Annotated in this window: 20 protein-coding genes and 1 pseudogene; 7 read left to right on the forward strand and 14 right to left on the reverse strand. The window is 48.8% G+C overall.

The window, feature by feature from the left end; all coding sequences use genetic code 11:
* Positions 1-50 precede the first annotated feature (50 nt).
* Complete coding sequence (locus tag EDY99_RS15430; RefSeq protein WP_197788872.1) at positions 51-2,033, forward strand: hypothetical protein; 1,983 nt, start codon at positions 51-53, stop codon at positions 2,031-2,033.
* 268 nt (positions 2,034-2,301) lie between these two features.
* On the opposite strand, the gene EDY99_RS15435 is transcribed toward EDY99_RS15430, so the two are convergent.
* Both EDY99_RS15435 and EDY99_RS15440 read right to left on the reverse strand, forming a co-directional pair.
* Positions 2,302-2,634 (reverse strand): type II toxin-antitoxin system RelE/ParE family toxin, encoded by a 333-nt coding sequence (locus tag EDY99_RS15435; protein WP_123061898.1) that lies wholly within the window; start codon positions 2,632-2,634, stop codon positions 2,302-2,304.
* A 31-nt stretch (positions 2,635-2,665) separates the two neighbouring features.
* Complete coding sequence (locus EDY99_RS15440; protein WP_033651562.1) at positions 2,666-2,893, reverse strand: type II toxin-antitoxin system Phd/YefM family antitoxin; 228 nt, start codon at positions 2,891-2,893, stop codon at positions 2,666-2,668.
* Between the two features lie 134 nt (positions 2,894-3,027).
* Between EDY99_RS15440 and EDY99_RS24650 the strand changes: the two genes are divergently transcribed.
* Positions 3,028-3,270 carry a hypothetical protein gene (locus EDY99_RS24650; RefSeq protein ID WP_147881067.1) on the forward strand — a complete coding sequence of 81 codons (243 nt, stop codon included), beginning with the start codon at positions 3,028-3,030 and terminating at the stop codon, positions 3,268-3,270.
* A gap of 97 nt (positions 3,271-3,367) precedes the next feature.
* Here the strand turns inward: EDY99_RS24650 and EDY99_RS24655 are convergent, their stop codons facing one another.
* The 3 genes from EDY99_RS24655 to EDY99_RS15450 form a co-directional block, all read right to left on the reverse strand.
* Positions 3,368-3,562: a hypothetical protein gene (locus EDY99_RS24655; protein WP_127897174.1), complete on the reverse strand. Its 195-nt coding sequence runs from the start codon at positions 3,560-3,562 to the stop codon at positions 3,368-3,370.
* A 159-nt stretch (positions 3,563-3,721) separates the two neighbouring features.
* On the reverse strand, positions 3,722-5,836 hold the full coding sequence (locus EDY99_RS15445) for a peptidase domain-containing ABC transporter (RefSeq protein ID WP_033644081.1): 2,115 nt from the start codon (positions 5,834-5,836) through the stop codon (positions 3,722-3,724).
* On the reverse strand, positions 5,829-7,106 hold the full coding sequence (locus EDY99_RS15450; protein ID WP_033644082.1) for an HlyD family secretion protein: 1,278 nt from the start codon (positions 7,104-7,106) through the stop codon (positions 5,829-5,831). Before EDY99_RS15450 ends, EDY99_RS15445 begins: the two co-directional genes overlap by 8 nt.
* A gap of 320 nt (positions 7,107-7,426) precedes the next feature.
* Between EDY99_RS15450 and EDY99_RS15455 the strand changes: the two genes are divergently transcribed.
* On the forward strand, positions 7,427-7,744 hold the full coding sequence (locus EDY99_RS15455; protein ID WP_079007635.1) for a hypothetical protein: 318 nt from the start codon (positions 7,427-7,429) through the stop codon (positions 7,742-7,744).
* Positions 7,745-7,821: 77 nt separating this feature from the next.
* Here the strand turns inward: EDY99_RS15455 and EDY99_RS15460 are convergent, their stop codons facing one another.
* The 3 genes from EDY99_RS15460 to EDY99_RS15470 all read right to left on the reverse strand — a co-directional run bounded on the left by EDY99_RS15460 (position 7,822) and on the right by EDY99_RS15470 (position 12,672).
* Positions 7,822-9,447: a cholesterol oxidase substrate-binding domain-containing protein gene (locus tag EDY99_RS15460; protein ID WP_228287469.1), complete on the reverse strand. Its 1,626-nt coding sequence runs from the start codon at positions 9,445-9,447 to the stop codon at positions 7,822-7,824.
* 128 nt (positions 9,448-9,575) lie between these two features.
* Positions 9,576-10,379 (reverse strand): helix-turn-helix domain-containing protein, encoded by an 804-nt coding sequence (locus EDY99_RS15465; protein WP_033644341.1) that lies wholly within the window; start codon positions 10,377-10,379, stop codon positions 9,576-9,578.
* 1,231 nt (positions 10,380-11,610) lie between these two features.
* Positions 11,611-12,672 carry a serine protease gene (locus EDY99_RS15470; protein WP_123061899.1) on the reverse strand — a complete coding sequence of 354 codons (1,062 nt, stop codon included), beginning with the start codon at positions 12,670-12,672 and terminating at the stop codon, positions 11,611-11,613.
* A 409-nt stretch (positions 12,673-13,081) separates the two neighbouring features.
* Here EDY99_RS15470 and EDY99_RS15475 point away from each other — a divergent pair, with 409 nt between their 5' ends.
* The 3 genes from EDY99_RS15475 (at position 13,082) to EDY99_RS15485 (ending at position 15,555) form a co-directional block, all read left to right on the forward strand.
* Positions 13,082-13,561, forward strand: coding sequence for a ComF family protein (locus EDY99_RS15475; RefSeq protein WP_197788870.1), 480 nt, complete (start codon positions 13,082-13,084; stop codon positions 13,559-13,561).
* Positions 13,562-14,106: 545 nt separating this feature from the next.
* The gene (locus EDY99_RS15480) at positions 14,107-14,697 is read left to right on the forward strand and encodes a ComF family protein (protein WP_123061900.1); all 591 of its coding nucleotides are present in this window, start codon (positions 14,107-14,109) and stop codon (positions 14,695-14,697) included.
* Between the two features lie 3 nt (positions 14,698-14,700).
* Positions 14,701-15,555: a helix-turn-helix domain-containing protein gene (locus tag EDY99_RS15485; RefSeq protein WP_123061901.1), complete on the forward strand. Its 855-nt coding sequence runs from the start codon at positions 14,701-14,703 to the stop codon at positions 15,553-15,555.
* Between the two features lie 105 nt (positions 15,556-15,660).
* On the opposite strand, the pseudogene EDY99_RS24960 reads toward EDY99_RS15485, so the two are convergent.
* From EDY99_RS24960 to guaB, 6 genes and pseudogenes are all read right to left on the reverse strand, one after another.
* A pseudogene (locus EDY99_RS24960) lies at positions 15,661-15,756 on the reverse strand (conjugal transfer protein TraJ); the annotation flags it as partial.
* 156 nt (positions 15,757-15,912) lie between these two features.
* Positions 15,913-18,243: an AAA family ATPase gene (locus EDY99_RS15495; RefSeq protein WP_123061902.1), complete on the reverse strand. Its 2,331-nt coding sequence runs from the start codon at positions 18,241-18,243 to the stop codon at positions 15,913-15,915.
* Positions 18,218-18,883, reverse strand: a complete 666-nt coding sequence (locus tag EDY99_RS15500) for an ABC-three component system middle component 1 (protein ID WP_123061903.1) — start codon at positions 18,881-18,883, stop codon at positions 18,218-18,220. The genes EDY99_RS15495 and EDY99_RS15500 overlap by 26 nt, the downstream gene beginning before the upstream one ends.
* Positions 18,876-20,096, reverse strand: a complete 1,221-nt coding sequence (locus EDY99_RS15505; RefSeq protein WP_123061904.1) for an ABC-three component system protein — start codon at positions 20,094-20,096, stop codon at positions 18,876-18,878. Before EDY99_RS15505 ends, EDY99_RS15500 begins: the two co-directional genes overlap by 8 nt.
* A 312-nt stretch (positions 20,097-20,408) precedes the next feature.
* Positions 20,409-21,986, reverse strand: a complete 1,578-nt coding sequence (guaA, locus tag EDY99_RS15510) for a glutamine-hydrolyzing GMP synthase (RefSeq protein ID WP_021504498.1) — start codon at positions 21,984-21,986, stop codon at positions 20,409-20,411.
* A gap of 103 nt (positions 21,987-22,089) precedes the next feature.
* Complete coding sequence (guaB, locus tag EDY99_RS15515; RefSeq protein WP_004941460.1) at positions 22,090-23,553, reverse strand: IMP dehydrogenase; 1,464 nt, start codon at positions 23,551-23,553, stop codon at positions 22,090-22,092.
* A 170-nt stretch (positions 23,554-23,723) separates the two neighbouring features.
* On the opposite strand from guaB, the gene xseA reads away from it, so the two are divergent.
* Positions 23,724-25,100 carry an exodeoxyribonuclease VII large subunit gene (gene xseA, locus EDY99_RS15525; protein ID WP_033644342.1) on the forward strand — a complete coding sequence of 459 codons (1,377 nt, stop codon included), beginning with the start codon at positions 23,724-23,726 and terminating at the stop codon, positions 25,098-25,100.
* Positions 25,101-25,103 lie beyond the last annotated feature (3 nt).

Below are 25,103 nucleotides of genomic sequence, written 5' to 3' on the forward strand. Positions count from 1 at the left end.
TCTCTGACTGAGCCACGGAATGACTACTAAATTAAAAATGGCGGAAAATTATGAGAAATATCAATTCGATATTAATGAGACTAGCTAAACGAGCTGAAAAGTTACAAACAGAGCATCTGATCAAGTCCTTCGTTGATGTTGGCCCTACATATACATTACTTTCCAGCACAGACAATCAAATAATGTTTGGGCGCAGAGGGACTGGAAAAACGCACTTCTTAGCAGTACTTAACAATGAAGTTTCTAATCGAGGAGTTATCAGCGTACCTATCGACATGCGCTTAATAGGCTCAACAGGAGGGATATTTTCAGATCAAAACATTCCCTTAAGTGAAAGGGCAACAAGACTGCTTTCAGATACCTTATGCAGTATTCACGAGATTATTCTAGATTATATATTTGAAAAAGAAATAGATAAAACAACAGAGATAGCAGAATTATTAAACAATTTTCTTGAGCAAGCAACAGAATTGAATATAGAAGGTACATCAGAAGAAGAATTTGGCTCATCAAATAACACATCAAATAACTTCTCAATTAAATCAAGCACATCATTAAAAAGTATTTCATCAGGGATAGAATTCACAAAAAAAACTGCTAGCGGGAATTCAGAAAGGATAAAAACCACAGGGAAAAGAACCTTAAGGATTCATTTTAACTCAATAACAAAAAAGCTTAACAGCATTGTTTCAATGCTACCTCAGAAGCAACTTTGGGTATTAATTGATGAATGGTCAGAAATTCCTTTAGACCTTCAACCTTACCTCGCCGAGCTTTTAAGAAGAATATTATATCCTATACCTAACATTACTGTAAAAATTGCAGCTATTGCTCACCGATGCAACTTCATGGAAGTCGATATGAATACTGGTGCTAGCATTGGTATAGAATTAGGTTCAGATGCTTCATCTGTGATAAATTTAGACGAGTATATGGTGTTTGATAATGATAGTGATGCCGCCAAAAACTTCTTTAAAAACCTACTCCACCGCCATGTTTGCGCTATCGACAAAAACTCAATCTGCGATCAAGAACCTAACCTATTTATAAATGACGTATTTACTCAAACTTCGGCTTTTGACGAATATGTAAGAGCAGTTGAAGGTGTTCCAAGAGATGCTATAAATATTATTTCATTAGCTGCTCAGACAGCTTTAGCAAACAAAATATCAATATTCCATATCCGTAACTCCGCCCAAAAATGGTTTCAGGTCAATAAACATGCAGCTCTTAACAGTAGGCCAGAAGCCGTATCGCTACTCGATAGAATAATAAATGAAGTTATTGGACACAGAAAATCCAGAGGTTTCCTAATTAGCAATGAAAAGAATCATAAACTGATAGATTACCTATATGACATGAGAGTAATTCATGTTCTTAGACAAGGTGTCTCTGCAAAAAATGCAGTCGGCAAAAAGTATACTTTATATACCCTCGACTATGGCTGTTATGTTGAGCTAATGTCCTCTAAGAATGCCCCACTGGGGCTTATTATTGAATCAGATGAAAACGATGAGTTACAGTATATAGAAGTCCCAAAATCCGATTATAGATCAGTAAGAAACTCGATATTAGACTTGGAGGAAGACAATGGTCAACTTAGACTAAATTTATTCACATCAACGGAACACCTTCAATTACCAAACCATCAAAACAAAACAAAAAAATCAGTTGAAAGATCTATTGATAAAAACATTATAAATGCAATCCCAGAAAATATTGGCACGCTAAAGATATATGGAACCATATACATACCAATAATATTGGTTTCTTTAGTTCTAAGAAAAGCAAAAGGATTCAAAAAGAGCAATGCGTCTGAATTGACGAAAATAATCAATGAACACATGTCGATTAATGTTAACAGACCGAAAATATCTGCAAACAATATGTCCAGAGAATTAAGAAAGGATAGTATCTTGAAGCTACCTTGGCTTAATTATTATGAAAACGGTAGGCAACCATTATTCTCTCTAAATGAAAAGTGGAGTGAATCCTGGGAGGAATACTTTAATAATTCAGCGCCTATAATTTGAGGATTAAAAATAATAGACCGGAGAGTTTTCACACTTTAAAATATAATAAAATAACAAATAGGAAATATGAAAGAAAACCCACCGATAGTAGGCTTTCTTTCATATATATCATCATAGAAATAGGCTAGAAATTACCCTTCTGGTCATGGCTAACATTTTTCAATATCTCAGAAATTCTCGTGAAAAATAATGGTGCTAGTGATAGTTTTCACCATACTATCACCGAAACGGAAAAGCCTCTCCAAAAAATGACTACTGGTCTGCCAATTCAGGCCATGATCAGACGCTTAAACAGCAGCTGCTGAATGTCCTGCCGATGTGACAAAATCGCATGTGCTGTTACCCCCCTTCCGTCGACAGAATACAAAACCCGGTAACCTTCAGGGTGGTTAAACTCCCGGTACTTTGCGCAGCCGATTTTCAGCAGCTCGGGGCAAATCTGGCATCCCTGTGGAAACTGGCCAACGATGCGCTCAAACTGAGTGAGAATGTCTGCGATAACCGGGCGTGGCTCAACATCAATACGGCGCAGGAAACCCGCTATTGTGCCGATGCAGTGCTTTACCGTAAGCGTGTACTCAAAGGTCACCTGCTGTTCCATTGCAATCCTTTAATGTTGAGCACTGTAATGCTTAAAGTCCATCCAACAGCTGTTCCTTTGAGAACACGCACCCTTCCGCTTTATCCTTCTCTGACAGCGTCAGCAATTTCAGCAGAGCAATGGCGTTCTCTCGCTCCTGCTGCTGCTCATAGGATTCTATCACGTAGGCGGGAACCCCATTTTGCGTGACCAGGATAGGTTCAGAGAGATCGAGCGTGGCCGCGTTTTTTTTAACGTAGCTGATGGTCTCTACTTTCATCGTGCCCCCAGGCGCTACCAATCATATTAAGGTCTGAATATAGTCTATATTTAGACCAAAAACAATAATCTGCTTCAAACCTCATGATTGAAGCGAGGCAGAAAATAGCATAGCCATATAAAGAAAAATCCTCTGTGAAAACAAAAGATGGTACAGGCAAGCGAGACGAATCCGCCCTATCTACCAGCGCCCCCTTTTCGTCATCAGTTACCCTGACCTTATTCGAACGCCTGCCGGACGTGAGCGGCGCCATGGTCAGCGGCGAGTTCAATTCGCAAGTTCTGCAAGAGGCCGAGCAGGAAGGCTATCTGGTGCTGCGCAAGCCGCTGGAACCGGCCAGGCTGCATGCGCTGTTGACGCAGTGGGGGGCAAGTTAACTACACAGATGGCGCAGGTTATCCGCCAGCAATAAGACAGGCTCAATGAATAAAACATTAAGCCTGCCGCATTTTACGTGGCGTTATCTAAATACGATTAATCGCATTTAGGCGGTTCTGGTTTGCAGACCGGCGGCTCAGGTTTACATACCGGCGGTTTTGGCGTGCAACCGCCCCAGGCATTATTCCACGCGTTTCCCCAGCTGTTAACAACCTTGCCGATAATAGCCAGACCCAGGCCAATCGTTGCGCCGTTCACCTGCTGAACTTCTGTTGAGTTTAATTCTCTCATTTTTCATCTCCATTCACTAAAAAGAATCAATTAAAAAAGACTGCTTTTTATGAACCGTCGGTTCACGCTTTAGGTATAAGGTGCTCGATAAATTAACTCAATAACGAAAATCTTAATTAAAGATGAAATAAATATAAAATTTTATATTTCATCAAACAATTACGCCATTGCATTTACAGGCTGCAAAGTAATTACCCGATCTGCCGATGCAATCGTCGATGGCCGATGAGCAATGATAACGCGGGTCATTTTCAACGAGGATATGGCTTCGTTCACCCTTTTTTCATTGTCCAGATCCAAATGACTGGTGGCTTCGTCCATAAACAGAATACTGGGCCTTCGATATAACGCGCGGGCGATAAGCACCCGCTGTTTTTGCCCGCCGGAAAGGCTCCCCCCCAATTCGCCCACCAACGTTTCATATCCCATCGGCATTTTCATAATATCGTCGTGAATATTGCAATGCTTGGCGCATTCAACGATAAATTCCGTATCGGGATGAGCATCAAAACTGCATATGTTCTCGGCAATTGAACCGGCAAGCAGTTTATCTTCTTGCAATACACATGCGATGCACTCCCGATAATTATTAATGCCGATATCATGAATGTTAATGCCGTTGATAAACAAACGCCCTTCCGTCGGTTCCAACAGCCCGCACATCAGCTTCATCAACGTGGTTTTGCCGACGCCTGAAGGCCCGACGATCGCCACGCTTTCTCCCGCCGCGATCTGCAGGCTGAGCCCGGGGATCACTGGGCGCGAAAGGCTGTCATATTGATAAAGCAGATCGCGCACTTCAAAAGTCACCGCCTCGTTGGGATTGCATATCTTGCGATAGGGCTTTTCTTCCTCTGTCGTAGAAAGCACGATGTCCGCCAGCCTTTCATTATGCAAATTCAGCATTCTCAGCCGAATGACCATATCAATAAGATTTGACGCGCGATCGGAGAATTGCCCCCGATAGGCATTAAAGGCGACAAACATGCCTAATGTCATTTGACTGTCGATCACTAAAGACGCGCCCAACCACAAGATAACGATTTGATCGCAGGCCGCAAGAAACGCATTCACGCCGCCAAAGAACATATCGAGCTTCGTCACCCGAATATTGGCGTTTGCCGTATCGATATTTAAATTTAACCAGAATTGCGAACGCGTTCCCGCCAACCCCAACGACTTCAGCGTCGCGATGCTGTACAGCGTCTCCATAAAATGTGAGCTGGCTTTCGCCGACTTCACCAATTGCTCCTCGGACGCTTGCCGATAATAGCGATAGGTCGAAAGGCGCAGCAGAACATATAAGACCGTAAAGCCGGAGGCTACCCACACCAGCCAGCCACCGTACATGAACATCATGATAAATACGCCGACCGACATGATGCCATCAATGATGCTGGAAACGATACTGGTGGTAAACGTGGTGCGAATGGCGTCCAACGAGCCAAAGCGCGATTGAATATCACCCAGCTTGCGCTTTTCAAAATAGGCAAGCGGGAGCTTCATCAGATGATCAAACAGCCCTGATTTCCACTGTATATCGATCAGCGCGCCCATCACGATGGAGATCCACGAGCGAAACATCGAAACGCAGGTGCGGAACAAGATAAAAAACAGTAAACCGACGCAAATAATGACCAATAAATTATGGTCGCCGGCCTGGATGACGTGGTCCATCACCAACTGAGTCCCGACGGGCATCAGCAGATTGACGGCCTCAATGACCAGCGACAGCGCGAAAATTTTTACCAGCGCGCTTTTAAGACCGGTGACATTGCTGAGCAGTTTTCTAAAGTGCAGGCGATTTTTCTGCACCACAGGCGTGAATTCACTGCTTGGCCATACCTCTAAAGCGATTCCGGTAAAATGCAGGGAAAACTCCTGCAGGCCGATAACCCGGCGGCCAAATGCCGGATCGTGCAGGGTTATCCGCCCACCGCGAATGTTGACCAGGACCACAAAGTGATTCATATCCCAGTGCAATATGCAGGGCCTTTTCACCTGGTGAATCTCATCCAGGCTCAAGGATAAGGCCCGCGTTTTCAAATTGAGATTCTCGGCGATCGCGATCAGCGAGCTCAGGGTGGCGCCGCGGGCCGAGATATCAAACTTCTGGCGCATCGACAGCATATCGATGTGCATGCCGTAATAGCCGCACACCATCGCTAAACTGGCCAGCCCGCATTCGGCGGCCTCCGTTTGCAAGACCTGTGGCACTTTTCTTCTGAGCGACAGGTTCAGCTTGCCAACGATATTCTCATAAACTTTATTCACGAAGTGGCCCCGACACACTGTTTTTCATGTCATAAAATGGCGCGAACATCCATTGGTAGATGGGTCTTTTCTCCAGGAAAAGCGTGGCTTGCGCCTTCATGCCGCTTGAAAGGTTCAGCTTCTTTCCCTGATAGCCAAACTGCGTGTTATCGATAGCCACCAGCACTTTGTAGTACGACTCAACCAGTTCAGCCGATTGTCGAGTTGGCGAACTGCTGTAAGTGGACATTTCCTGAATCGATGCGGGAACATAAGCGATGCTTTCGATCACGCCGGGAAACTGACCAAATTTTTCATACGGGAAGGCGTCATAGCGAACGTTGATGTGATCGCCTCGGCTCACGTAAGGCACGCTGCTGTTGGGCAACCATAAAACCAAATAATAGATGGCATGATTACTGGGGATTAATTGCGCCAGGCTGTCTCCCGTATTGACCATTTGCCCAGGCGTCACGCTGAGCGATTCAACGCGCCCGTCCGCCGGCGCATTGACAATCAACGAGCCGCTGGCGTCCGCTTCGGCCAGCTGCCGCAGGAGATCATTGCGCTGAAATTGATATTGTGAGATTTGATTATCGAAATCGGACGCTCTTGTCGCGAGATCGCTATTCAGGTTAGTTATCTGCAAAGACTCTTGAATGCTTTGGTTATAGAGACTGTGGAACGTACTCTGCTGCTGATAGTAGAGGTAAACCTGGTTATTCAGCTGATCCCGATTAATGAGCCCCTTACTGCGATACTCATCGTAATTTTTCATGGTTTCGCGCATGAAGTTAACGCCGTTGCGTGAATTTTCGACCATCTGTTTGGACTGGCTGTGCGCCAGTTTATATTGGTCAATCTGCGCCTGCAGATTGACCAGGGTCGTTTTCTTGTTCGCCTCCAATTTGGCGATGATGCTATCGACCTGCGCCAGTTGATTTTCTATCGCCTGCCGCGTGCTTGCGCTGACGGTGCCGGAATCCGTCACCCTGCTGACGTCTATCTGATAAAGATGCTGCCCTTTTTTTACCTGATCGCCCACATTGACAAAGCGTTGTGCAATGAATCCCTGCTGAGTAGCAAATATGTTGACCGACCTTGGCAGCGTCGTGACCTCTCCGCCCACGCTGATACGCCGGGTATAACCGCCATAGGTCACGAAAATGATCAGCACAGAAACGAATGAAAGTGAAATGCCCGCGATGACCCAGGCCGGCAACCCTGCAATTAACAATGCTTTTCCTGCCCATTTAGAACGACTGTGCGATAAGGCCTCTTCCCTAAACAAATTTTGACCTCTCCATATATAGCGACACCGTTCATTTTTATCTTTTCCCTGGCCCAACACGGCGCTTATTTAGATTTAGTCTTTGTTGGCAAAACCCACAAGTAATAATAATCTTAAAAAAACACAAAACTGCTGAAACATCACAAAAAGTGCGACCCTAATATTAGCGATGGCGTTATGAGTTGCATATTTCAACGCCGACCTCTTTAATCTAAGCGTATTCTCATCAAGCCGTCATTCACAGAGGCTGCGAGAATTAAGCGGCGAAACGCTTTACGTTTCGTTCCTGAGGTATAGGGATAAAGTTGAAAGGATTTACTATGAAAGAGCTAAATACTGCAGAGATCGAAATCGTTTCTGGTGCGGGGATTATTTCCGATACGGCAAGCTTTGTATCAGGATTTGCCGGCGATGTTATCATTGATACCGTAAAATTGGCCAATGATGCGCTTAATACCCGATTGATCTCTTCCGTAGGCCAAGGGTTCAACGCGATCGGTTTTGGCTTGGGCGCCGTTCATAATGTCGCGGACTCGCTTGGCTATGCGGCATTTAAAAGCGTTGCAGCCGTAGGCTCCCTGCTGGGCGGGGATGCAAGCCGTATCGAATATCATTACGAGAAAGAATGGGGTGCTTGAAAACAAGCGGCTCCCTCTGAAAGGTTAATGATGCTAACCACCTGCCCAATCAGGTGGTTATTTCAATTACGCACTCACTAACTCTTCTGTTTGAAAACCGCTTTGGTCAATGGAGAGGAGAACACGTTGTGCGGATCGTACTTATTCAGCACGTTGCAGGCATGATTCCAACTGTCATTGTTCCCTGCCCCGGCATTAAAGCTGCGCGGAATGTTTTCTTCGAGTACGGTTTTATCCTGCCACGCTGCCTGTGACGTATAACCCCAGCCTTTACTCCACTCTACGCGAACCGTCGCATAGTCGCCCGCATAGTGGCTAAAAATCCATTTTTCCATTTCACTGTAGAATTTATTGGCATCCGGCGTATCGGGCATGGTCAGAATATCCAACCAGATCGCGACATCCCATTCCGGATGGGATTCAACGGGACGAATAGCCGAAAGATCGGGAGCAATGGCATTGGCCACCGCGCTCTCTTTTGCACTGTCCAATCCGGTGACGCGAATTTCAATCGGGCCATTCATCGGAAATGAATTCTTGCGCTGGTAATCGGCCACCATGTCTTCATATTTTTTTGTGAAATCGTGCAATACGTTTTGAATATTGCTCCGCTTCGTGATTATCGCGTAACCATTGGCCGTCACGCGCAGCGTTGTCGGCTTCACATACAACAGCAGATCCTTGCTCCACCCCCACAGATCCGCCGACACGGTGGCCCCTAAACCAATGCTGACCAACTCCATCTGCGCCTTGCCGAGTGTCGGGGTCAGCTCCGGGTGGCCATTATTGATTTTTTTAATGATATCGGAAATTTTAACCGGCAAATTATCCGAGAACGGATAGTTAAATGGACCATTAACCGGTTTTGACACTTTTGGGAAGCTGTCTTCTTGCTTCCACACTTTCAGCCATGGTTTTTCCGTGAACGGGAACCAGATGACTTCAACGCGCCCGCACAGATCCAAGAAATGGCTGAAGGTATTTTTTGTCGTGCTCGCAGTGGAAAAAAGATCCGCCGCGGTGACATTAACATAACTTTGACAGCGTAAACGCCGGTTGCGCGGCACCTGCAGCGTCACTTCGCTGATAAAAGCCCGGCCGACATGCACCAGGAATGCCGAGCTCTCCGCATTATCACGCGTAAACTCCTTTAATTCATACTTCGACCGCGCCTGATCCCAGACGACAGCTTTTAGCGACACCACGCTATTGCTCACGGAACCAAAGCTGGCAAACTCAGCCAGAGGCTCATCTTTTGCCGGGATGCAGGTTCCATGGCCGCCGATGGCGAGCACGCCGCCCAGGGTCAGATCGCCAGGCGCCGGCGTCGCGTAAAAGCCGAGTTTCTTTTTTTCTAATTCAGTGAGCAAAGCCTGCATTGTCACCCCCGTTTGCGCGGTGACGTATCCATGCTCTCCCACTTTATTGATTGAGATGTTTTTGAATTTCCTGGTGAGGTCGATCAGCACGACATTGCTATTATCCTCCCCGTTTGCAATAACGAGCGGGGACCAGTTGTGCTTGATGCCAACCGGACGCACGCAATATTTATTCTCATGCGCCCAGTTAATTACGGCCAAGAGCTCATCCGTATTTTGTGGATAGCAGGTCAGAATATGATTGCCGGAGATTTCTTTTGACCAATTAACAAAATTGACATACTCATAGCCCACAGGGAACGTGTTCAAACTAGAACCAGTCATAACTGACTTCCTTTTAAAATTAAAATAGATAGAGATAAAAACGGCAACAGCCCGAGCGCTAATTAATCACCCTGATAAGCACCTCCTTTTCCTTGGGATAATCCCTCTGTTTTACTGCCCGAAGAGCGTCAAGACTTGCCAATATAAATCAACACCTTGACGTTAATTTCCGCGTATTGAAAATTCTTTTCTTTATGCAACTCAATTAAAAAGCCGTTTCTTATTCGCACGCCAAGCAAAGGAAGATAGGCGTCATAGATGCTGTCAAAAAAAACCAGGTATTCGTTCAACCTGCCGTTAAACTCGAACAATAAATACTGCCCTCTTATCAACGTCAGATTGCGTGTCTCGTAGTACCCTTTGCTGAGCGTTACTTCCCAACCGGATGAAGCCAACTTTACCGTGCGCATTGACGTATCGGTATTTTTTCCTGTGCGGCTGCCGTATTTCTGTCGTTCCTCTCCTCCAGAGCTGGAAGCATTCATTGAATGATAGAGAAAAAACTTATATCCCTTAAGCAGGTATATGTTCTTGGGCATTTCGATAAAATGATATGCTGACGGATTTTGTATTAAAAAGGGAGGGAGATGTTTGGAAAAGTCCCATTCCTGGCTCGTTCTAAAGTCCTTTGGGCTTTCACCGAAAAAGCGTTGAAAGGCGCGGCTAAAAGCCTGCTGGGAGCTAAAGCCGATAGCAGTAGCCACTTCCAATACTTTTAAATCAGACTGTTTGAGCATGACGGCAGACTTGCTCAGACGCCTATTTCTGATATACGTCGCTATTTTCATTCCCGTATAACGCTGAAACATTCTTTGCAAGTGCCATTTCGAATAACCAGACAAATCCGATAACTTTTCTATCGAGAGATCATGCTGTATATTCATCTCGATCAAATTAACTAGCTCGACCACAATACTATGCTGGTAACTCATAATGACATCCATGCCCTAACAAAACCCACCCTCAGACAACCTGCTCATTGGGCTTTTATCCATTAAAATGAAAAACAAAGCGCTGCCGCAATCATGCAATTAGGATTAGAATGTGAAAAACGATGAACCTTTTATAATTGATTGACAGAGAGATACTTCTTTTTGGGTAGACATCCTCCTTGTGACGTTATTGGTATAATTCTTATAAAGCTTTTCCCTGGTGAAGGCTTTTCCTGTCTCTTTCATCTTGACCAATATCCATCCTGACGTTGTGCAACTAAACAGTCAAAAGAAAGCATATCCTGGCATCCGTTGATAAATCGTTTGCCTCCCTCTCGGCGGTGCATTTTAATACCCTTACATTTAGAGTAGCCTATGTAGATAGCTTAGAAAATATCAAATGCCAGATAATTACACAGTTCGCACTTTATGTTACGACAATAATTAAAAGATAAGAAAAATCATATAATTAGAATTTCAACTACAAGCAATGAATGCCGATAAAACGTAGATCTCGTCCTTGAGAAGGGTTATTAAAAACAATGAAACCGCTGATTTCCCCAATAAAAACAGAAGGAAAGATTTATAAAATAAGAAATAGACTAATTCACTGCATCCTTCTGATATATTTATTCGTCAGACCAAGTCTTTCAGAAAAATCCCATAAAATGGCGCACGGAGTCCTTTAATTTTCGCAGAGGATTAATTAGCTACGCTATCGCCCGATGCCGATGAGTCGACGCGCCTCAATACGGCAATTCATTATGCCGCGGCCCGGCGGATACGGTGAATAAAGCCCCGTTATCCGACGACATCATCGCACCGGCGAAGTGCGCGTGGTTGTAGAATACCGTTCTGCGCATAGGCGCAAAGCCGAGATGGAAAACGCCGCGTCTCAGGAAATGAGCCGTAAGCAAAGCGCAGGCGGCTCCGCGCGGGCTGTCCTCTCCGTTCGCCCCTCTCTCAACCCAGCCCTCCTTTCGGATCGGAGGCCGTCTACGGCACAGGGCGCCAAACATCAGGCATAAAAAAACCCGCCGTTAAGCGGGTTTGGTTCTCATGTGCGGTTCACTGACGCCAGCCTACGCCGGACGCGGGATTACTCCCACTCAGTCATCAACAAAAATAAAAAAACAATAAATACAATTAATTACCATCAGCTCAGCGAGGAATACCATGACAAATATCATACCAATCCAACATTCCCAACGCTGCAAATAACCGTTGCAGTCTAACGCTTGGATTTGAGCTGCCACTGATTGCGCTCCAAGGCCATCCTCTTGTAGCCAAAACTCTCGAAGAGCGCCGCTACAGCCTCCCCCGCCTCAAGCAGCAGCTCTGCGGAAGGGTTTTCGATAGGCGTGTACAAAACGGCCCCATCACCAATATCGTGGCGAGTGAGAGGCGTAATGTTATCGAATGTCGCGACCGCTTCGGTCATCTGTGCCTCGTCTGCACAGTTGATCTCAACAAATACGTCGCGGTCGTCATCATAGATGTACAAACTGGCGTCATAGATAAAAGAACTCAGCGACCGACCAGACGGGTCCGAGAATTTCACGGCGAACAATGTGTCACTATAGCGGCCAGGATAGCCACCATGAGTGCTGAACTTGAATTTTTCGGCAGCAAGATCCACCGCCGGTTCGATCGACAGCAGGCTCATATAGCCGGTTTCTAGCGGCATATCGCCCTGGCCCAAACTTTCTGTCACGAGTGCAAGCGCAACACCGGACTGATCAAGCGCCACTCCCCCGCTAAACCCGCCCCGGGCCATGGCTGAAGCGATGAAATGCAGGGATGGAGAATGATGTACACGTACTACAGCATTGATCTGTCCTAAAGTGACAACTTGGTTGGGTACCGTAGTAAACGGGATCGGGGGATAGCCGACCACGAGGATGTCTGATAGGACCAAGTCATTCTCTCCGAACGAGTAGTCCGTGTGCTGGCTGACGGTGATCGCCGGCAACGGCATCGTGCCAAGCTCAACTCGAAAGACAGCAACATCGAGTCCGTCGGGACCAAAGTAGGGACCATCGACAATCCGTAGCCGACGCGGAGGAGCCATCTTGCCTCCGGCCTCTTCGGTAAGGTGCGCCGATTTGGTGGTAGCGATCTCCTTTATTGTCACCCCTTCAACCACATGCCGGGCCGTAACGAAAATCCCATCACCAATATGGAATGCGGAACCGATCCCTTCATCTCCATTAGCATTGACTATGGCTACGAACGCCACAGCTCCGGCCGCACGAACGTAGGTCTCATGGAAATCGCTCTTTTGAAGCGTCAAAAGACACCTCTAAACTCGACGTCGTCGACGTAGTTCTTGCTGCAAGTGACCGATACCCTATCCACATCAAGCGAAATTTCTTTATCCAAAACTCTCTCCTACACTAGTGCGGCGTCACATGACACCCTCATTCGGTGATTTCACTCCAGCAGCCCAGTCCTAACATGCTTAGTTACAAAGGCTCAAGCACTATGCAAATATCAAGAAACCACCCGGCAAGCGACGTTATATGTCCTTCTCCAATGCGATTTTACTGTAATCTACAGACATAAGTAGGACAACATTGGAGTGCACGGATGTCTATAGTCAAAATCAATCCGATCAAAATTGAGGGGCCTGGAACTCGGGCGTTGCTCTAGATATTCACACGACCAGTAGCACCCCGATTGGATATAACGAATTTGGATATATGCAGTTCGACACTGTGCGGCCAGAAATTGCCGAACTCCTTTATCGGCTGAAGAACCGGGCCGATAAGGGCGCAGCAGGCCCAATCATTGAGACCGCAGCCAACTTCCTCACCGCACACAGGGATAAGTTCGACAGCATTGTCCCAGTCCCACCATCCCATCAACGCGCATTGCAACCAGTCATCGTCCTTGCCGAGGGGATAGGGGCTGCACTCTGCATTCCGGTCCTGTCGTGCATCACTACAACCCGTCCGACCACGCAGCTTAAAAACGTGACTGACTCGGAGGAACGGAAGAAGCAAGTCGAAGGCCTTTATCAGGTTGACGCAACGCAGACACGGGGTCGCAGAATCCTCCTCTTCGATGATCTTTATCGCTCAGGGACCACCATGAACTCCATTACAGAACTATTGCTCGATGCAGGACAAGCTACGATCGTTAATGCTGTAACCATTACTAAAACACGCAGCAACCATTGAACAAAGTCTTCATAGGTGGCTGAGACTCGTTTCCTAGCTTTCCTCTGAGGTTGATAAAATGCTCAACAAAGTCGTCTCGAATGGGCATTGGGTCATCGTAGGATGATGCTAATAGCGTTAGCAAAAGCGTTCACAAGTACTTTCTCAACGTCCACTCTGACAATGTCACCATGTCCTGCCAAGACACGTCATCACGAAACAACCTTGGGACTTAGCTCACCCACCACCTTGATTCGTCCAAGGACACGAAGAGCTTTCGTTTCTATGCAACTAAGGGCGAGAAATGACGCGAAAAGCAGACTTTCGTCCGATGACTTGGTATAGAAAGAGTCTCGGCACCATACTCAACTTGCTGCGCCTAGCCGTCGCTCTTGACCAGATTTCTATACGCATAATGAACAGACGCCGCAGAGAAATTTAGATTGCAAAATCTAAAACCGATTCACCAGATCACACCTTGAAAAAACATACAAAATTTTGTATATTTAGAAGGCGTTTCTAGCAGCTTTCTCAAGAGTGCAAACACCCTAGAGGACCACTAAAGCATGCAAGTTCAAGTCAGAAAGCTAGAAGGTAGCTGGGACCTCGGCTATGCCCTGCATAAGCATACTCTTTCAAGCGTCTACCTCGGGGACGATGAATACGGACATCCCCGATTTGACAATACTCGGTCTGAGCCAGGAGAAGCTCTCTACCAACTCAAGTACCGAGGTGACTGGAATCAAATCGCACCGTTGGCTGCGCAGATCCAAGCAACATTACTTCCATTGTTTGGAAAGATCGGCTTGATAATTCCTATGCCAGCATCCACCACCCGCGCTCGGCAGCCGGTAGATGAACTTGCGGCAGAACTCGGGAGAATTACCGGAATTCCGGTGCTCAACAATGTTGTGGTAAAAGCACCTGCCCCGCAGGGTGCTCCACAACTCAAAAACTTGCATAGCCGCGAGGAAAAAGATGCGGCTTTGCAAGGTATGTTCAGCATCAATCCGTGCATCACCAATGACGGCCGCTGGGATGCACTGTTGCTGGATGATTTGTTTGATACAGGCGCGACTATGGACGCTGTTTGCAAGGCACTGCGGACGTACAACAAGATAAATCGCGTCTACGCTGCCGCAATTTCGTGGAAATAAGCTATGACAACAGTATTTATCGCCGGCTCAATATCGATTAGTCGCCTGCATGCGAAGGTTCAGGAGAGAATCAACAAAATTGTGTCATCAAACTTCAATGTTGTAGTTGGTGATGCAGATGGTGCTGATTCATCTATTCAAGAGTGTCTTCGCAACTATCAAGCCAATAACGTGACGGTGTATTGTACGGGTGAGATCCCAAGAAATAATATCGCCGATTGGCCAATACATCGGGTTTTCTCAAAAGCAAAAGTTGGAAGCCGAGCCTATTTTACAGCAAAAGACTTAGAAATGGCTCGCAGCAGTGATTATGGATTAATGATTTGGGACTGCAAAAGCACCGGAACCCTGAGCAACGTCATTGAATTACTTCGAGAGAGAAAAAAATCCGTCGTCTTCATCAATAAAAATAAAGATTTTGTGACAATTTCAGATATTTCGGGGCTTGAGCACCTTCTCACTTTTATGTCACCACATGCCAGAACTAAGGCAGAAGAAAAGATTAGTCTGACATCAAAAATTGCCAGCCTTTCGCACGAACAGTTTTCTCTCGATGTGTCCGTAGAGGATAAAACTGCTGCCTTGCCAGACGAACAAACAGGACAAGAACCACTTAATGAAAATGCAGATCAAACAGAAAGCATGAAACTGCGCTCAGAACTCATGTCCGCCCTTAAGCAGCATATCGTTAACACCCATCTAAGCCAGTCACAAGCTGCCAAGGTTTTCGGCGTCACGCAGCCCCGAATTTCCGATCTGACGAGAGGCAAGGTCGATCTGTTTGGACTAGATGCACTAGTAAATATGGCAGCAACAGCGGGCCTGCACGTAGAAATGCATGTTCGAAACACGGTATGATTTCAACACTCATCAGCACCAATGATAAACCGAAACGGCCCGCTTGGGCCGTTGTCATTTCCGGGCAAAGACTATTGAACTCATCTTCCCTCGAATCTGAGCCTGCTATTCCCTGAATTCAATCATGACTCTTTCGACGTCGATAGGCTTTGCATCTTGACCTCGCTTCTTCGCAAGCCAGAGTTTCAACAGGCCGGTTACCTGTTTGAACTCGTTGACAAGTTTCTTTTAGGCTCGGAAGGAAGCACTGTGGATCGGTCCTTGGGCTGCTTGAGCGCAGTGTCTCAGGGTAAACCACGATGCTATTCCAGTCCTGTTGCCACTCAGCGCTAATAAATGCGCCATGGGAATATTTTACTAAGCTTCTTTTGCCAAGAGCTGCATATTGAGCGAACTTGTTGTCAAACCTGCTCTGTCGAACCGGTAGCGCATATAGGCCGAGATATCATCCTCGTGTGTGGAGACGACCAACTGACAATGCTTGAGTTCACAACGGAGTAGATCGGTCAAGGAAGCAACGTTTACTTCATCCAATGATTGTGACGGGTCATCAATCAGGATGAGAGGCACCTGAGCATAGACCTTGTTGAGCGCAAGGAAGAAAGCAAGGCTGAGGGCAGACACCTGACCAGAACTCATGGACATGACTGCGTCGTGTTCAGACTTCTCGGCAGTCAGGAACCTCAGTTGCGTACCTTCACGACTCTCGATAAACAGGCCCAGGCCGCGCTGGTAGTTTTGGATCAACCGACCACTATAAATGTGGAATATGAACTCAATAGCCGAAATTGTCTGGTCAGTATAATTCTGCTCTGTCTTCTTCAATATGCTGCGGAGCTTTTCGATTTTACCTTGTGCTTTTTGGGCTGCCTGGGTTTCTTTTTCGATAATCTTAAGTCCGTTAATACAGGTTTGGAGCCTGAAACTTTGAGCCTCGCTAGCTTTAATCGATATGTACTGCTCTTTATCCTTCAGATCTTCAGCCGTGACTATGTAGAAGTCCTGCAGGTCTTTGAAAGCGCAGTTTGTGGTCTCTCGCCAGTCCTCCGGCAGCGCTAAGGCATCAGCTTCAACCTGTTTTTTATTTCTTAGAATCTCCTTGAGCTTTTCAAGTCGCTCATCTATTAAGTCATCAATTTCAGTAAAAGAATCAGTAAATTGAATGTTCTCGCTCTGCAGCTTCTCCAGTAGCAGTGCTATTGCCGGGAGCCGAAGCTTAATTCTGGTTAGCCCTGCATGAAGATTTGATTCAAATGTAGGCGTGAGGAGTTTCAGGCTGTCTTGTATAAAGGTGTCGATGAGTTTCAGCTCAGCATCCATAGCAGCGATGAGATTAACTAAATTCTTACCGTCCCGGCCTAATGATTCAGAGATCTGTTTAGTTCTTGCTTCAATGGCATCCGCCATTGATTTGTGGTCTTCCCAGTCAGCGCCACAGAGAGGGCACAACTGCTCGTCGGGATAAGACTTCTTATGTTCCCCAAGTAACTGCATTTTTAGACGTTCCAATTCGGCTACGACGTTCGCATTGGCGCTGCTTTTTACTTGTAGGCTGTTTCGGGTATTAATTTGTGACTCAAACCACTCAAGACGCTCATCCGCCCAACCTTGTAATGAACGGGCTTCTTCGAGTTTGATCACCGTGGCACCGCGTTTAATGATGCTTGCTGAACGCTCTAATTCATCAATCCTCTTCTTGATAGCTTCAAGCACATCAAGCTTGCCCAGGTCTTTACCAAACTGCGCCAAACTTCTCAGAGATTCCTCGTTACGATCAATGTCGGCATCAATTGTCTCGTTGTGAACCCTAGTTTTTATTGTGGCTTTGAGTGGCAGAAGGGCAATAATCTTGCGAACTGATTCTTGGTAGGCAGCATGGTCTACCGACGAATACGTTGAGAACAGTATCTCCTTGTCCCACCCTGGTTGGACATCAGTCGTCGATAGCTTTTTGTACCCAATGATCCCAGCCTCTGCCTGTAATGTAGCCCTTAGAGTAGCTATTTCTTCTTTAAGTGATACAGCTTTTGCATTTCGTTCAGGATTGTTGATGTACTTTGTGAGTTTACTGTATATAGTGTTGCAACTTTCGATCTCGGCTTCGATATCGCTAATGTTAAATAGGTTTCCAAGTTTCTCCTTACGTTCGTCTACCCGAGTGTGTAAGAGCCGGTTTTGCCCTTGCTCCAAATAGTTAAGAAAGGAGAAATTTTCCCTGAAATTTTTCCCGAAAATTTCGTCAAGAAAGTTGTTGTCGCGCAGATTGATCTCAGTGAAGTCAGATGACTCGAATTCTGGCAGCTCATAAAGCTTGAAATTCTCGTATTTGTCTGCACGATTGTTTACTGGTTTTTTGAATATTGCAGCCTGGCAATGTCTAGCTAAAACAAGTTTTCGTCCCTCATTAGTAAATTCAATCTTAATGCAGAGGTCATTTTCACCGGAGCGCCTGTTCCAGAAAAGATTGTCCGCGTAGTCTCTCTTGTTCCTGGTTAATAATGTATTGAATAGATTTTGTATGCGACTTATCTGGCCGGTAAGCAGTAATTCGATTGCGTCGAATATGCTTGTTTTTCCATAACCGTTCGGGCCGTCCAGAGTTAGCAAAGACGACTCGCCAAGATCCAAGTAGATATGTTTAAATGCTTTGAAGCTAAAGACTTCAATCTTGGATATTTGCCAGTTCATTGTTAATCATTTCCTTGATAATTTCATCGACGTTTTTTTCTGTGACTTTCTGGATAGTAAAATATGTATCGTTCAAACTGGCTTCTGCAACGGCCTCTGCTGCCTGTAACCTCAAGGACACAAGATTTTCTTGATGACTAGGCAGCTCTAAGAAAGGAAGTTTAATAAAGGTCTTCGCCGCAAAGCTGTACTGTGTGGCGACAAGAGGGTTTTCTTTGTATCCAAGAAATTCCTTTTTGTCAGCAATCACAGACTCCAGTTTGTCGTAGGTAAAATTAGTGAGTGCACTTTCTTCCGCAATACTGTAATAGAGAACATATTTTTTATAGAAGTGCGGGTCTTCCTCAATTGCGAAGATTTCTTCTTCGTGATCTTTGAACTTGGCCAGAACGTCAAGCCGATGAATACAAATCAAGTCGCAGTTTTTCTTAAAGCTTGGGTTTCTGAGAAATTCCTCAGGTGCAAGATGATTGATTCTATTATTCAGTTCGGCTGGATCAGGAAGGTCATCAAGATTATGTAGAACAGCGAACCTGATAGCTGATCCAGACTCGCGAATATAAAAGCTTGTGTTATCCAAGTCGCGTTTACTAACAAAGCCATGAGCAACAAGTGCTTCATCAATGAGTTGCTTAACCATTCAGTCGTTCCTCCGCGTCGTCTTTTGTTATCACGCTAATGCATAGCGACTTGGTGATGTTGCTTTCGAGTTTTTCAGTAGTCTGCTTGTTGTCGAAGTCATCTGAGTTTGTGAATTTTGTATTAAAGGTGAATGAGGCTTCCGCTTTGCTGGCGATTAGATGGTTGTACTCAAAAAGTAGTCTCAGCAGATCCCCGTTGTTTTTCATTTCACGGATCATGTCAAACTCACACTCTTCGCTTTCATCCACGTCAAGAGCGGTAGGTACGTAGAACCGATTTTCGCTGTCAAGATAGTGCGGGAGATGGTTGAATATAGGCTCCACCGAAATAGCCTGGATGAGCTTGGTGTATCGCCTGATATCGTTCGTCTGAACGCCTTGAAATCGCTCGGAGGGCTTCATCATCTGGCATAGGGCTTTCAATTCATTGATATGGGTTTCGCGAATGTGCTCGCACAGACATCTAGCTCTTTCGTAAGTAGCGTCACTCATTGTTGGAAGCGCCTGATCCAACCTTTCTTCCAGGTGATTTTGAAGCCTGGCCTTTAATTCAACTGCATAATAGTCTCTATTCTGATAGGGGTTTTCAGTTAGCAAGTCATCCAAAATATTCTTGGCCTTGATTCGGCCCTCATATGCCGCTCTGTTTTCTGAAACTCCATCAACTTGATTTAATTTATGATTATGTATTGCCTTGGCGCTGATTTTTTCCGACAGTAAACAGTAGTTAAAGTTTATAAGGTTATCACTGACAGTGATGTGCTGTTTATTACATATTTCTTTTATGAGTTCTTTGGTAAGCCCTTCAATTTCACCCAAGCCGCAATAATAGTTGTCTCCATAGCGGTAGAGTTTTACTGTTTCTCCGCTAGCGCCTCTATGATCGTCTGTATTGTCTAACGGGACAGATACATGGAAGTAACGCGTTATCCCCTTAATTTTGTCGTGTTCGATTAAAGTAGACTGTTCCAGCGCCTTGATGTAACCGCTTCGATATTTACTTATCTTAGCTTTGACTTGGTGGGCGGTGTGTAGTTTTCCATTTTTATAAATAGCAAAGTCGTCACTACTGTCTAGCTGCAGCTCAAAGTCTAGGTCGCCATCGTGAATAATCTTGAGGGAGTGATATAGTGCAATTTTCCCTTGATAAACGAAACCGCTCCACGAGGATACGGCGCTGGCTGGATACTTATCATCATCTTCTTGGCTCACATGAACTCCTTTCACCGTTAGCGAGCTGCCAGTGTGGCGGAATGATGTTACTGCATTTCAAGACGTTTGCGTACTCGCTTCGTTTGTTTTTCGAACATACATTGCATTTTTTCTAGCCTCTATTAAGAATTTTGTTCAGGGAAATAACTTTGAACAAATATTCTAACGCTCATGCTACGTGAAGAGTGGCCTACTCCCCATTGCTAACAGCTACCAGAAAGTACCAGATAAAAAAAAACAAAAAAGCCCGCAGTTACGCGGGCTTAGAGGTACTTTACTGCTTTTACGTGCAGGCTGTTGCCAGACGCGAAATCATTCCCACTCGATCGTCGCCGGCGGCTTGCCGCTGATGTCGTACACCACGCGGGAGATGCCGTCCACTTCGTTGATGATGCGGTTGGACACGCGGCCGAGGAAGTCATACGGCAGATGCGCCCAGTGCGCGGTCATGAAGTCGATGGTTTCCACCGCACGCAGGGAGACCACCCAGTCGTATTTGCGGCCGTCGCCCATCACGCCGACCGAGCGCACCGGCAGGAACACAGTGAACGCCTGGCTGACTTTGTTGTACAGATCGGCTTTGTGCAGCTCTTCGATGAAGATGGCGTCGGCGCGGCGCAGCAGATCGCAGTACTCTTTCTTCACTTCGCCCAGCACGCGCACGCCCAGACCCGGGCCCGGGAACGGGTGACGGTACAGCATGTCGTACGGCAGGCCCAGTTCCAGGCCAATTTTGCGCACTTCGTCTTTGAACAGCTCTTTCAGCGGCTCGACCAGGCCCAGCTTCATCTCTTTCGGCAGGCCACCCACGTTGTGGTGCGACTTGATCACGTGCGCTTTGCCGGTGGCGGAAGCGGCGGATTCAATTACGTCCGGGTAGATGGTGCCCTGCGCCAGCCATTTCACCTGCTCTTGCTTGCAGGCTTCTTCGTCGAACACTTCAACGAACACGCGGCCGATGATTTTACGCTTGGCTTCCGGCTCGTCGACGCCCGCCAGCGCGGTCAGGAAGCGGTTTTCCGCCTCGACGTGCACGATGTTCAGGCCGAAGTGGTCGCCGAACATTTCCATCACCTGCTTGGCTTCGTTCAAGCGCAGCAGGCCGTTGTCGACGAACACGCAGGTCAGACGCTTGCCGATGGCGCGGTGCAGCAGCATCGCGGTCACGGAGGAGTCAACGCCGCCGGACAGGCCGAGGATCACGTGGTCTTCACCCACCTGCTCGCGGATGCGCTCAACCGCATCTTCGATGATGGTCGCCGGCGTCCACAGGGCCTCACACTGGCAGATGTCCAGTACGAAGCGCTCCAGCATGCGCTGGCCCTGACGGGTGTGGGTCACTTCCGGGTGGAACTGCACGCCGTAGAAGCGTTTTTCTTCGTTGGCCATAATGGCGAACGGGCAGGTATCGGTGCTGGCGACGGTCACGAAGTCGGACGGGATCGCGGTCACTTTGTCGCCGTGGCTCATCCACACGTCCAGCAGCGGTTTGCCGGCCGGGCTGATGGCGTCTTCGATGTCGCGCAGCAGCGCGCTCTCGTTGACGATTTCCACCTGCGCGTAGCCGAACTCGCGTTCGTTGGAACCCTGCACATGGCCACCCAGCTGCATCGCCATGGTCTGCATGCCGTAGCACACGCCCAGCACCGGCACGCCGGCGTTGAACACGTAGTCAGGGGCGCGCGGGCTGCCGGCTTCGGTGGTGCTTTCCGGGCCGCCGGACAGGATGATGCCGCTTGGGTTGAATTCGCGGATCTGCTCTTCGCTAACGTCCCAGGCCCACAGTTCGCAGTAAACGCCGATTTCGCGCACGCGGCGGGCGACCAGTTGGGTGTATTGCGAACCGAAGTCCAGTATGAGGATGCGATGCTTATGGATATTTTGTGTCATGTGAGGCGAATTCCAGCAACAAGAGAAAAAGAGCGAAAATGTATGTTTTCGGGATGGGGCTTAGCGCCCCACCCCGGCCTCTCACTCAGGAGAGGTTAAGGCATCAGCCCATGCGGTAGTTCGGCGACTCTTTGGTGATGGTCACGTCGTGCACGTGGCTTTCCTGAATGCCGGCGCCGCTGATGCGCACGAACTCCGCCTTGGTGCGCAGATCGTCGATGGTGGCGCAGCCGGTCAGGCCCATGCAGGAGCGCAGGCCGCCCATCTGCTGGTGCACGATGGCTTTCAGCATGCCTTTATAGGCCACGCGGCCTTCGATACCTTCCGGCACCAGTTTGTCGGCGGCGTTATCGGTCTGGAAGTAACGGTCGGAAGAGCCTTTGGACATCGCGCCCAGCGAGCCCATGCCGCGGTAAGATTTGAACGAGCGCCCCTGATACAGCTCGATTTCGCCCGGAGATTCTTCGGTGCCCGCCAGCATGGAGCCGACCATCACGCAAGAGGCGCCCGCGGCGATCGCTTTGGCGATATCGCCGGAGAAGCGGATGCCGCCGTCGGCGATAACCGGAATACCGGTGCCTTCCAGCGCTTCCACCGCGTCGGCGATGGCGGTGATCTGCGGTACGCCTACGCCGGTCACGATGCGGGTGGTACAGATGGAGCCAGGGCCGATACCCACTTTCACCGCGCTCACGCCGGCTTCAGCCAGCGCTTTGGCGCCCGCCGCGGTCGCGACGTTGCCGCCGACGATCTGCAGATCCGGGTATTTGGCGCGGGTTTCGCGGATGCGCTGCAACACGCCTTCGGAGTGGCCGTGCGAGGAGTCGATCAGCAGAACGTCAACGCCTGCCGCCACCAGCGCATCAACGCGCTCTTCGTTGCCGGCGCCGGCGCCGACCGCCGCGCCCACGCGCAGACGGCCGTGCTCGTCTTTACAGGCGTTCGGCTTACGTTCCGCTTTCTGGAAGTCTTTAACGGTGATCATGCCCAGCAGGTGGAAGCTGTCGTCCACCACCAGCGCTTTTTCTACGCGCTTTTCGTGCATCTTCTGCAGCACCACGTCGCGCGCTTCACCTTCTTTCACGGTGACCAGGCGATCTTTCGGCGTCATCACCGCAGTCACCGGCTGAGTCAGATCGGTCACGAAGCGCACGTCGCGGCCGGTAATGATGCCGACCAGCTCGTTGTCTTCGGTGACGACCGGATAACCGGCGAAGCCGTTGCGCGCGGTCAGCTCTTTCACTTCCTGCAGCGTGGTGGCCGGGGTAACGGTCTGCGGGTCGGTGACTACGCCGCTTTCATGTTTTTTCACGCGGCTGACTTCTTCAGCCTGGCGCTCGATGGACATGTTTTTGTGGATGAAGCCCAGGCCGCCTTCCTGCGCCAGCGCGATGGCCAGGCCGGATTCGGTAACGGTATCCATGGCTGCGGACAGCATAGGGATGTTCAGGCGGATGGTTTTGGTCAGTTGAGTGCCGAGCTCTGCGGTGTTAGGCAGAACCGTGGAGTGGGCTGGAACCAGGAGGACGTCGTCAAACGTCAGAGCTTCTTTAGCGATACGTAGCATGGGCAATATCTCACCAGGGTGGGCTGTGAAAAAGATAAAATATTGCCGCGGCATTATACAGAGCGGAATCGGTTGCCTCCAGCACTTTCTTACAAAAAGTCTTGATTACCTTTTTCAGCCATGTAGTATCGACCAATTAAGTGATTGTTTTGAAATTTGATCTGGGTCACATGTCGCTACCTGTTTCGCCTTCCATTTTTACCGTAAGCCGCCTGAATCAGACGGTTCGCCAACTGCTGGAAATGGAAATGGGGCAGATTTGGCTCTCCGCCGAGATCTCCAACCTCTCCCAGCCCGCCTCCGGCCACTGGTATTTCACGCTGAAAGACGACCGCGCCCAGGTGCGCTGCGCGATGTTCCGCAACAGCAACCGCCGCGTCACCTTCCGGCCGCAAAACGGCCAGCAGGTCTTGGTGCGCGCCAGCATCACGCTGTATGAACCGCGCGGCGACTACCAGCTGATCGCCGAGAGCATGCAGCCCGCCGGCGACGGCCTGCTGCAGCAACAGTTCGAGCAGTTGAAACAGCGCCTGAGCGCCGAAGGGCTGTTCGATCAGCAGTTCAAGCAGCCGCTGCCCGCCCCGGCCAAACGCGTCGGGGTGATCACCTCCGCCAGCGGCGCGGCGCTGCACGATATCCTGCAGGTATTGCAGCGGCGCGATCCGTCGCTGCCGATCGTCATCTACCCCACCTCGGTGCAGGGCGCGGAAGCGCCGATGCAGATCGTGCGCGCCATCGAGACCGCCAACCGCCGCGATGAATGCGACGTGCTGATCGTCGGCCGCGGCGGCGGTTCGCTGGAGGATCTGTGGAGCTTCAACGACGAACGCGTGGCGCGGGCGATCTTCGCCAGCCGCATTCCGATCGTCAGCGCCGTCGGCCATGAAACCGACGTCACCATCGCCGACTTCGTCGCCGACCTGCGGGCGCCGACCCCTTCCGCCGCCGCCGAACTGGTGAGCCGCAATCAGCTCGAGCTGTTGCGCCAGCTGCAGTCGCAGCAGCAGCGGCTGGAGATGGCGATGGATTACTACCTGGCGCAGCGTCAGCAGCAGTTCACCCGCATTCATCACCGTTTACAGCAGCAGCATCCGCATCTGCGCCTGGCGCGCCAGCAGACGCTGCTGTTCAAGCTGCAGCGCCGAATGGAAGACGGCATGCAGCAGCAGCTGCGCCTGGCCGCCCGCCGCAGCGAACGCGTCCAGCAGCGGCTGGCGCAGGTGCAGCCGCAGGGCCGCATTCACCGCTACCAACAGCGCGTGCAGCAGCAGGAATACCGTCTGCAGCAGGCGATGGAGCGCCAGCTCAACGCCTACCGCCAGCGTTTCGGCGTGGCCTGCAGCCAGCTGGAGACCGTCAGCCCGCTGGCGACGCTGGCGCGCGGCTACAGCGTGACGCAAACTCCGCGCGGCGAGCTGCTGAAAACCACCAAGCAGGCGCAGGTCGGCGAACTGCTGAAAACCCGCCTGCAGGATGGCTGGGTGGAAAGCGAGGTGAAAACCATCACCGTCGCCAAAAAGCCGCGCAAGAAGCGCGCGGCCGAGTAAGCC

Origin of the sequence: Serratia sp. LS-1 (assembly GCF_003719595.1) — a bacterium.
GTDB lineage: Bacteria > Pseudomonadota > Gammaproteobacteria > Enterobacterales > Enterobacteriaceae > Serratia > Serratia ureilytica.

Bases quoted from the DNA above. Each gene is read 5' to 3' on its own strand.
- EDY99_RS15430 (WP_197788872.1), top strand. From the start codon at position 51: ATGAGAAATATCAATTCGATATTAATGAGACTAGCTAAACGAGCTGAA.
- EDY99_RS15435 (WP_123061898.1), bottom strand. From the start codon at position 2,634: ATGGAACAGCAGGTGACCTTTGAGTACACGCTTACGGTAAAGCACTGC.
- EDY99_RS15440 (WP_033651562.1), bottom strand. From the start codon at position 2,893: ATGAAAGTAGAGACCATCAGCTACGTTAAAAAAAACGCGGCCACGCTC.
- EDY99_RS24655 (WP_127897174.1), bottom strand. From the start codon at position 3,562: ATGAGAGAATTAAACTCAACAGAAGTTCAGCAGGTGAACGGCGCAACG.
- EDY99_RS15455 (WP_079007635.1), top strand. From the start codon at position 7,427: ATGAAAGAGCTAAATACTGCAGAGATCGAAATCGTTTCTGGTGCGGGG.
- EDY99_RS15460 (WP_228287469.1), bottom strand. From the start codon at position 9,447: ATGACTGGTTCTAGTTTGAACACGTTCCCTGTGGGCTATGAGTATGTC.
- EDY99_RS15465 (WP_033644341.1), bottom strand. From the start codon at position 10,379: ATGAGTTACCAGCATAGTATTGTGGTCGAGCTAGTTAATTTGATCGAG.
- EDY99_RS15475 (WP_197788870.1), top strand. From the start codon at position 13,082: ATGCAGTTCGACACTGTGCGGCCAGAAATTGCCGAACTCCTTTATCGG.
- EDY99_RS15480 (WP_123061900.1), top strand. From the start codon at position 14,107: ATGCAAGTTCAAGTCAGAAAGCTAGAAGGTAGCTGGGACCTCGGCTAT.
- EDY99_RS15485 (WP_123061901.1), top strand. From the start codon at position 14,701: ATGACAACAGTATTTATCGCCGGCTCAATATCGATTAGTCGCCTGCAT.
- EDY99_RS15495 (WP_123061902.1), bottom strand. From the start codon at position 18,243: ATGAACTGGCAAATATCCAAGATTGAAGTCTTTAGCTTCAAAGCATTT.
- EDY99_RS15500 (WP_123061903.1), bottom strand. From the start codon at position 18,883: ATGGTTAAGCAACTCATTGATGAAGCACTTGTTGCTCATGGCTTTGTT.
- guaA (WP_021504498.1), bottom strand. From the start codon at position 21,986: ATGACACAAAATATCCATAAGCATCGCATCCTCATACTGGACTTCGGT.
- guaB (WP_004941460.1), bottom strand. From the start codon at position 23,553: ATGCTACGTATCGCTAAAGAAGCTCTGACGTTTGACGACGTCCTCCTG.
- xseA (WP_033644342.1), top strand. From the start codon at position 23,724: ATGTCGCTACCTGTTTCGCCTTCCATTTTTACCGTAAGCCGCCTGAAT.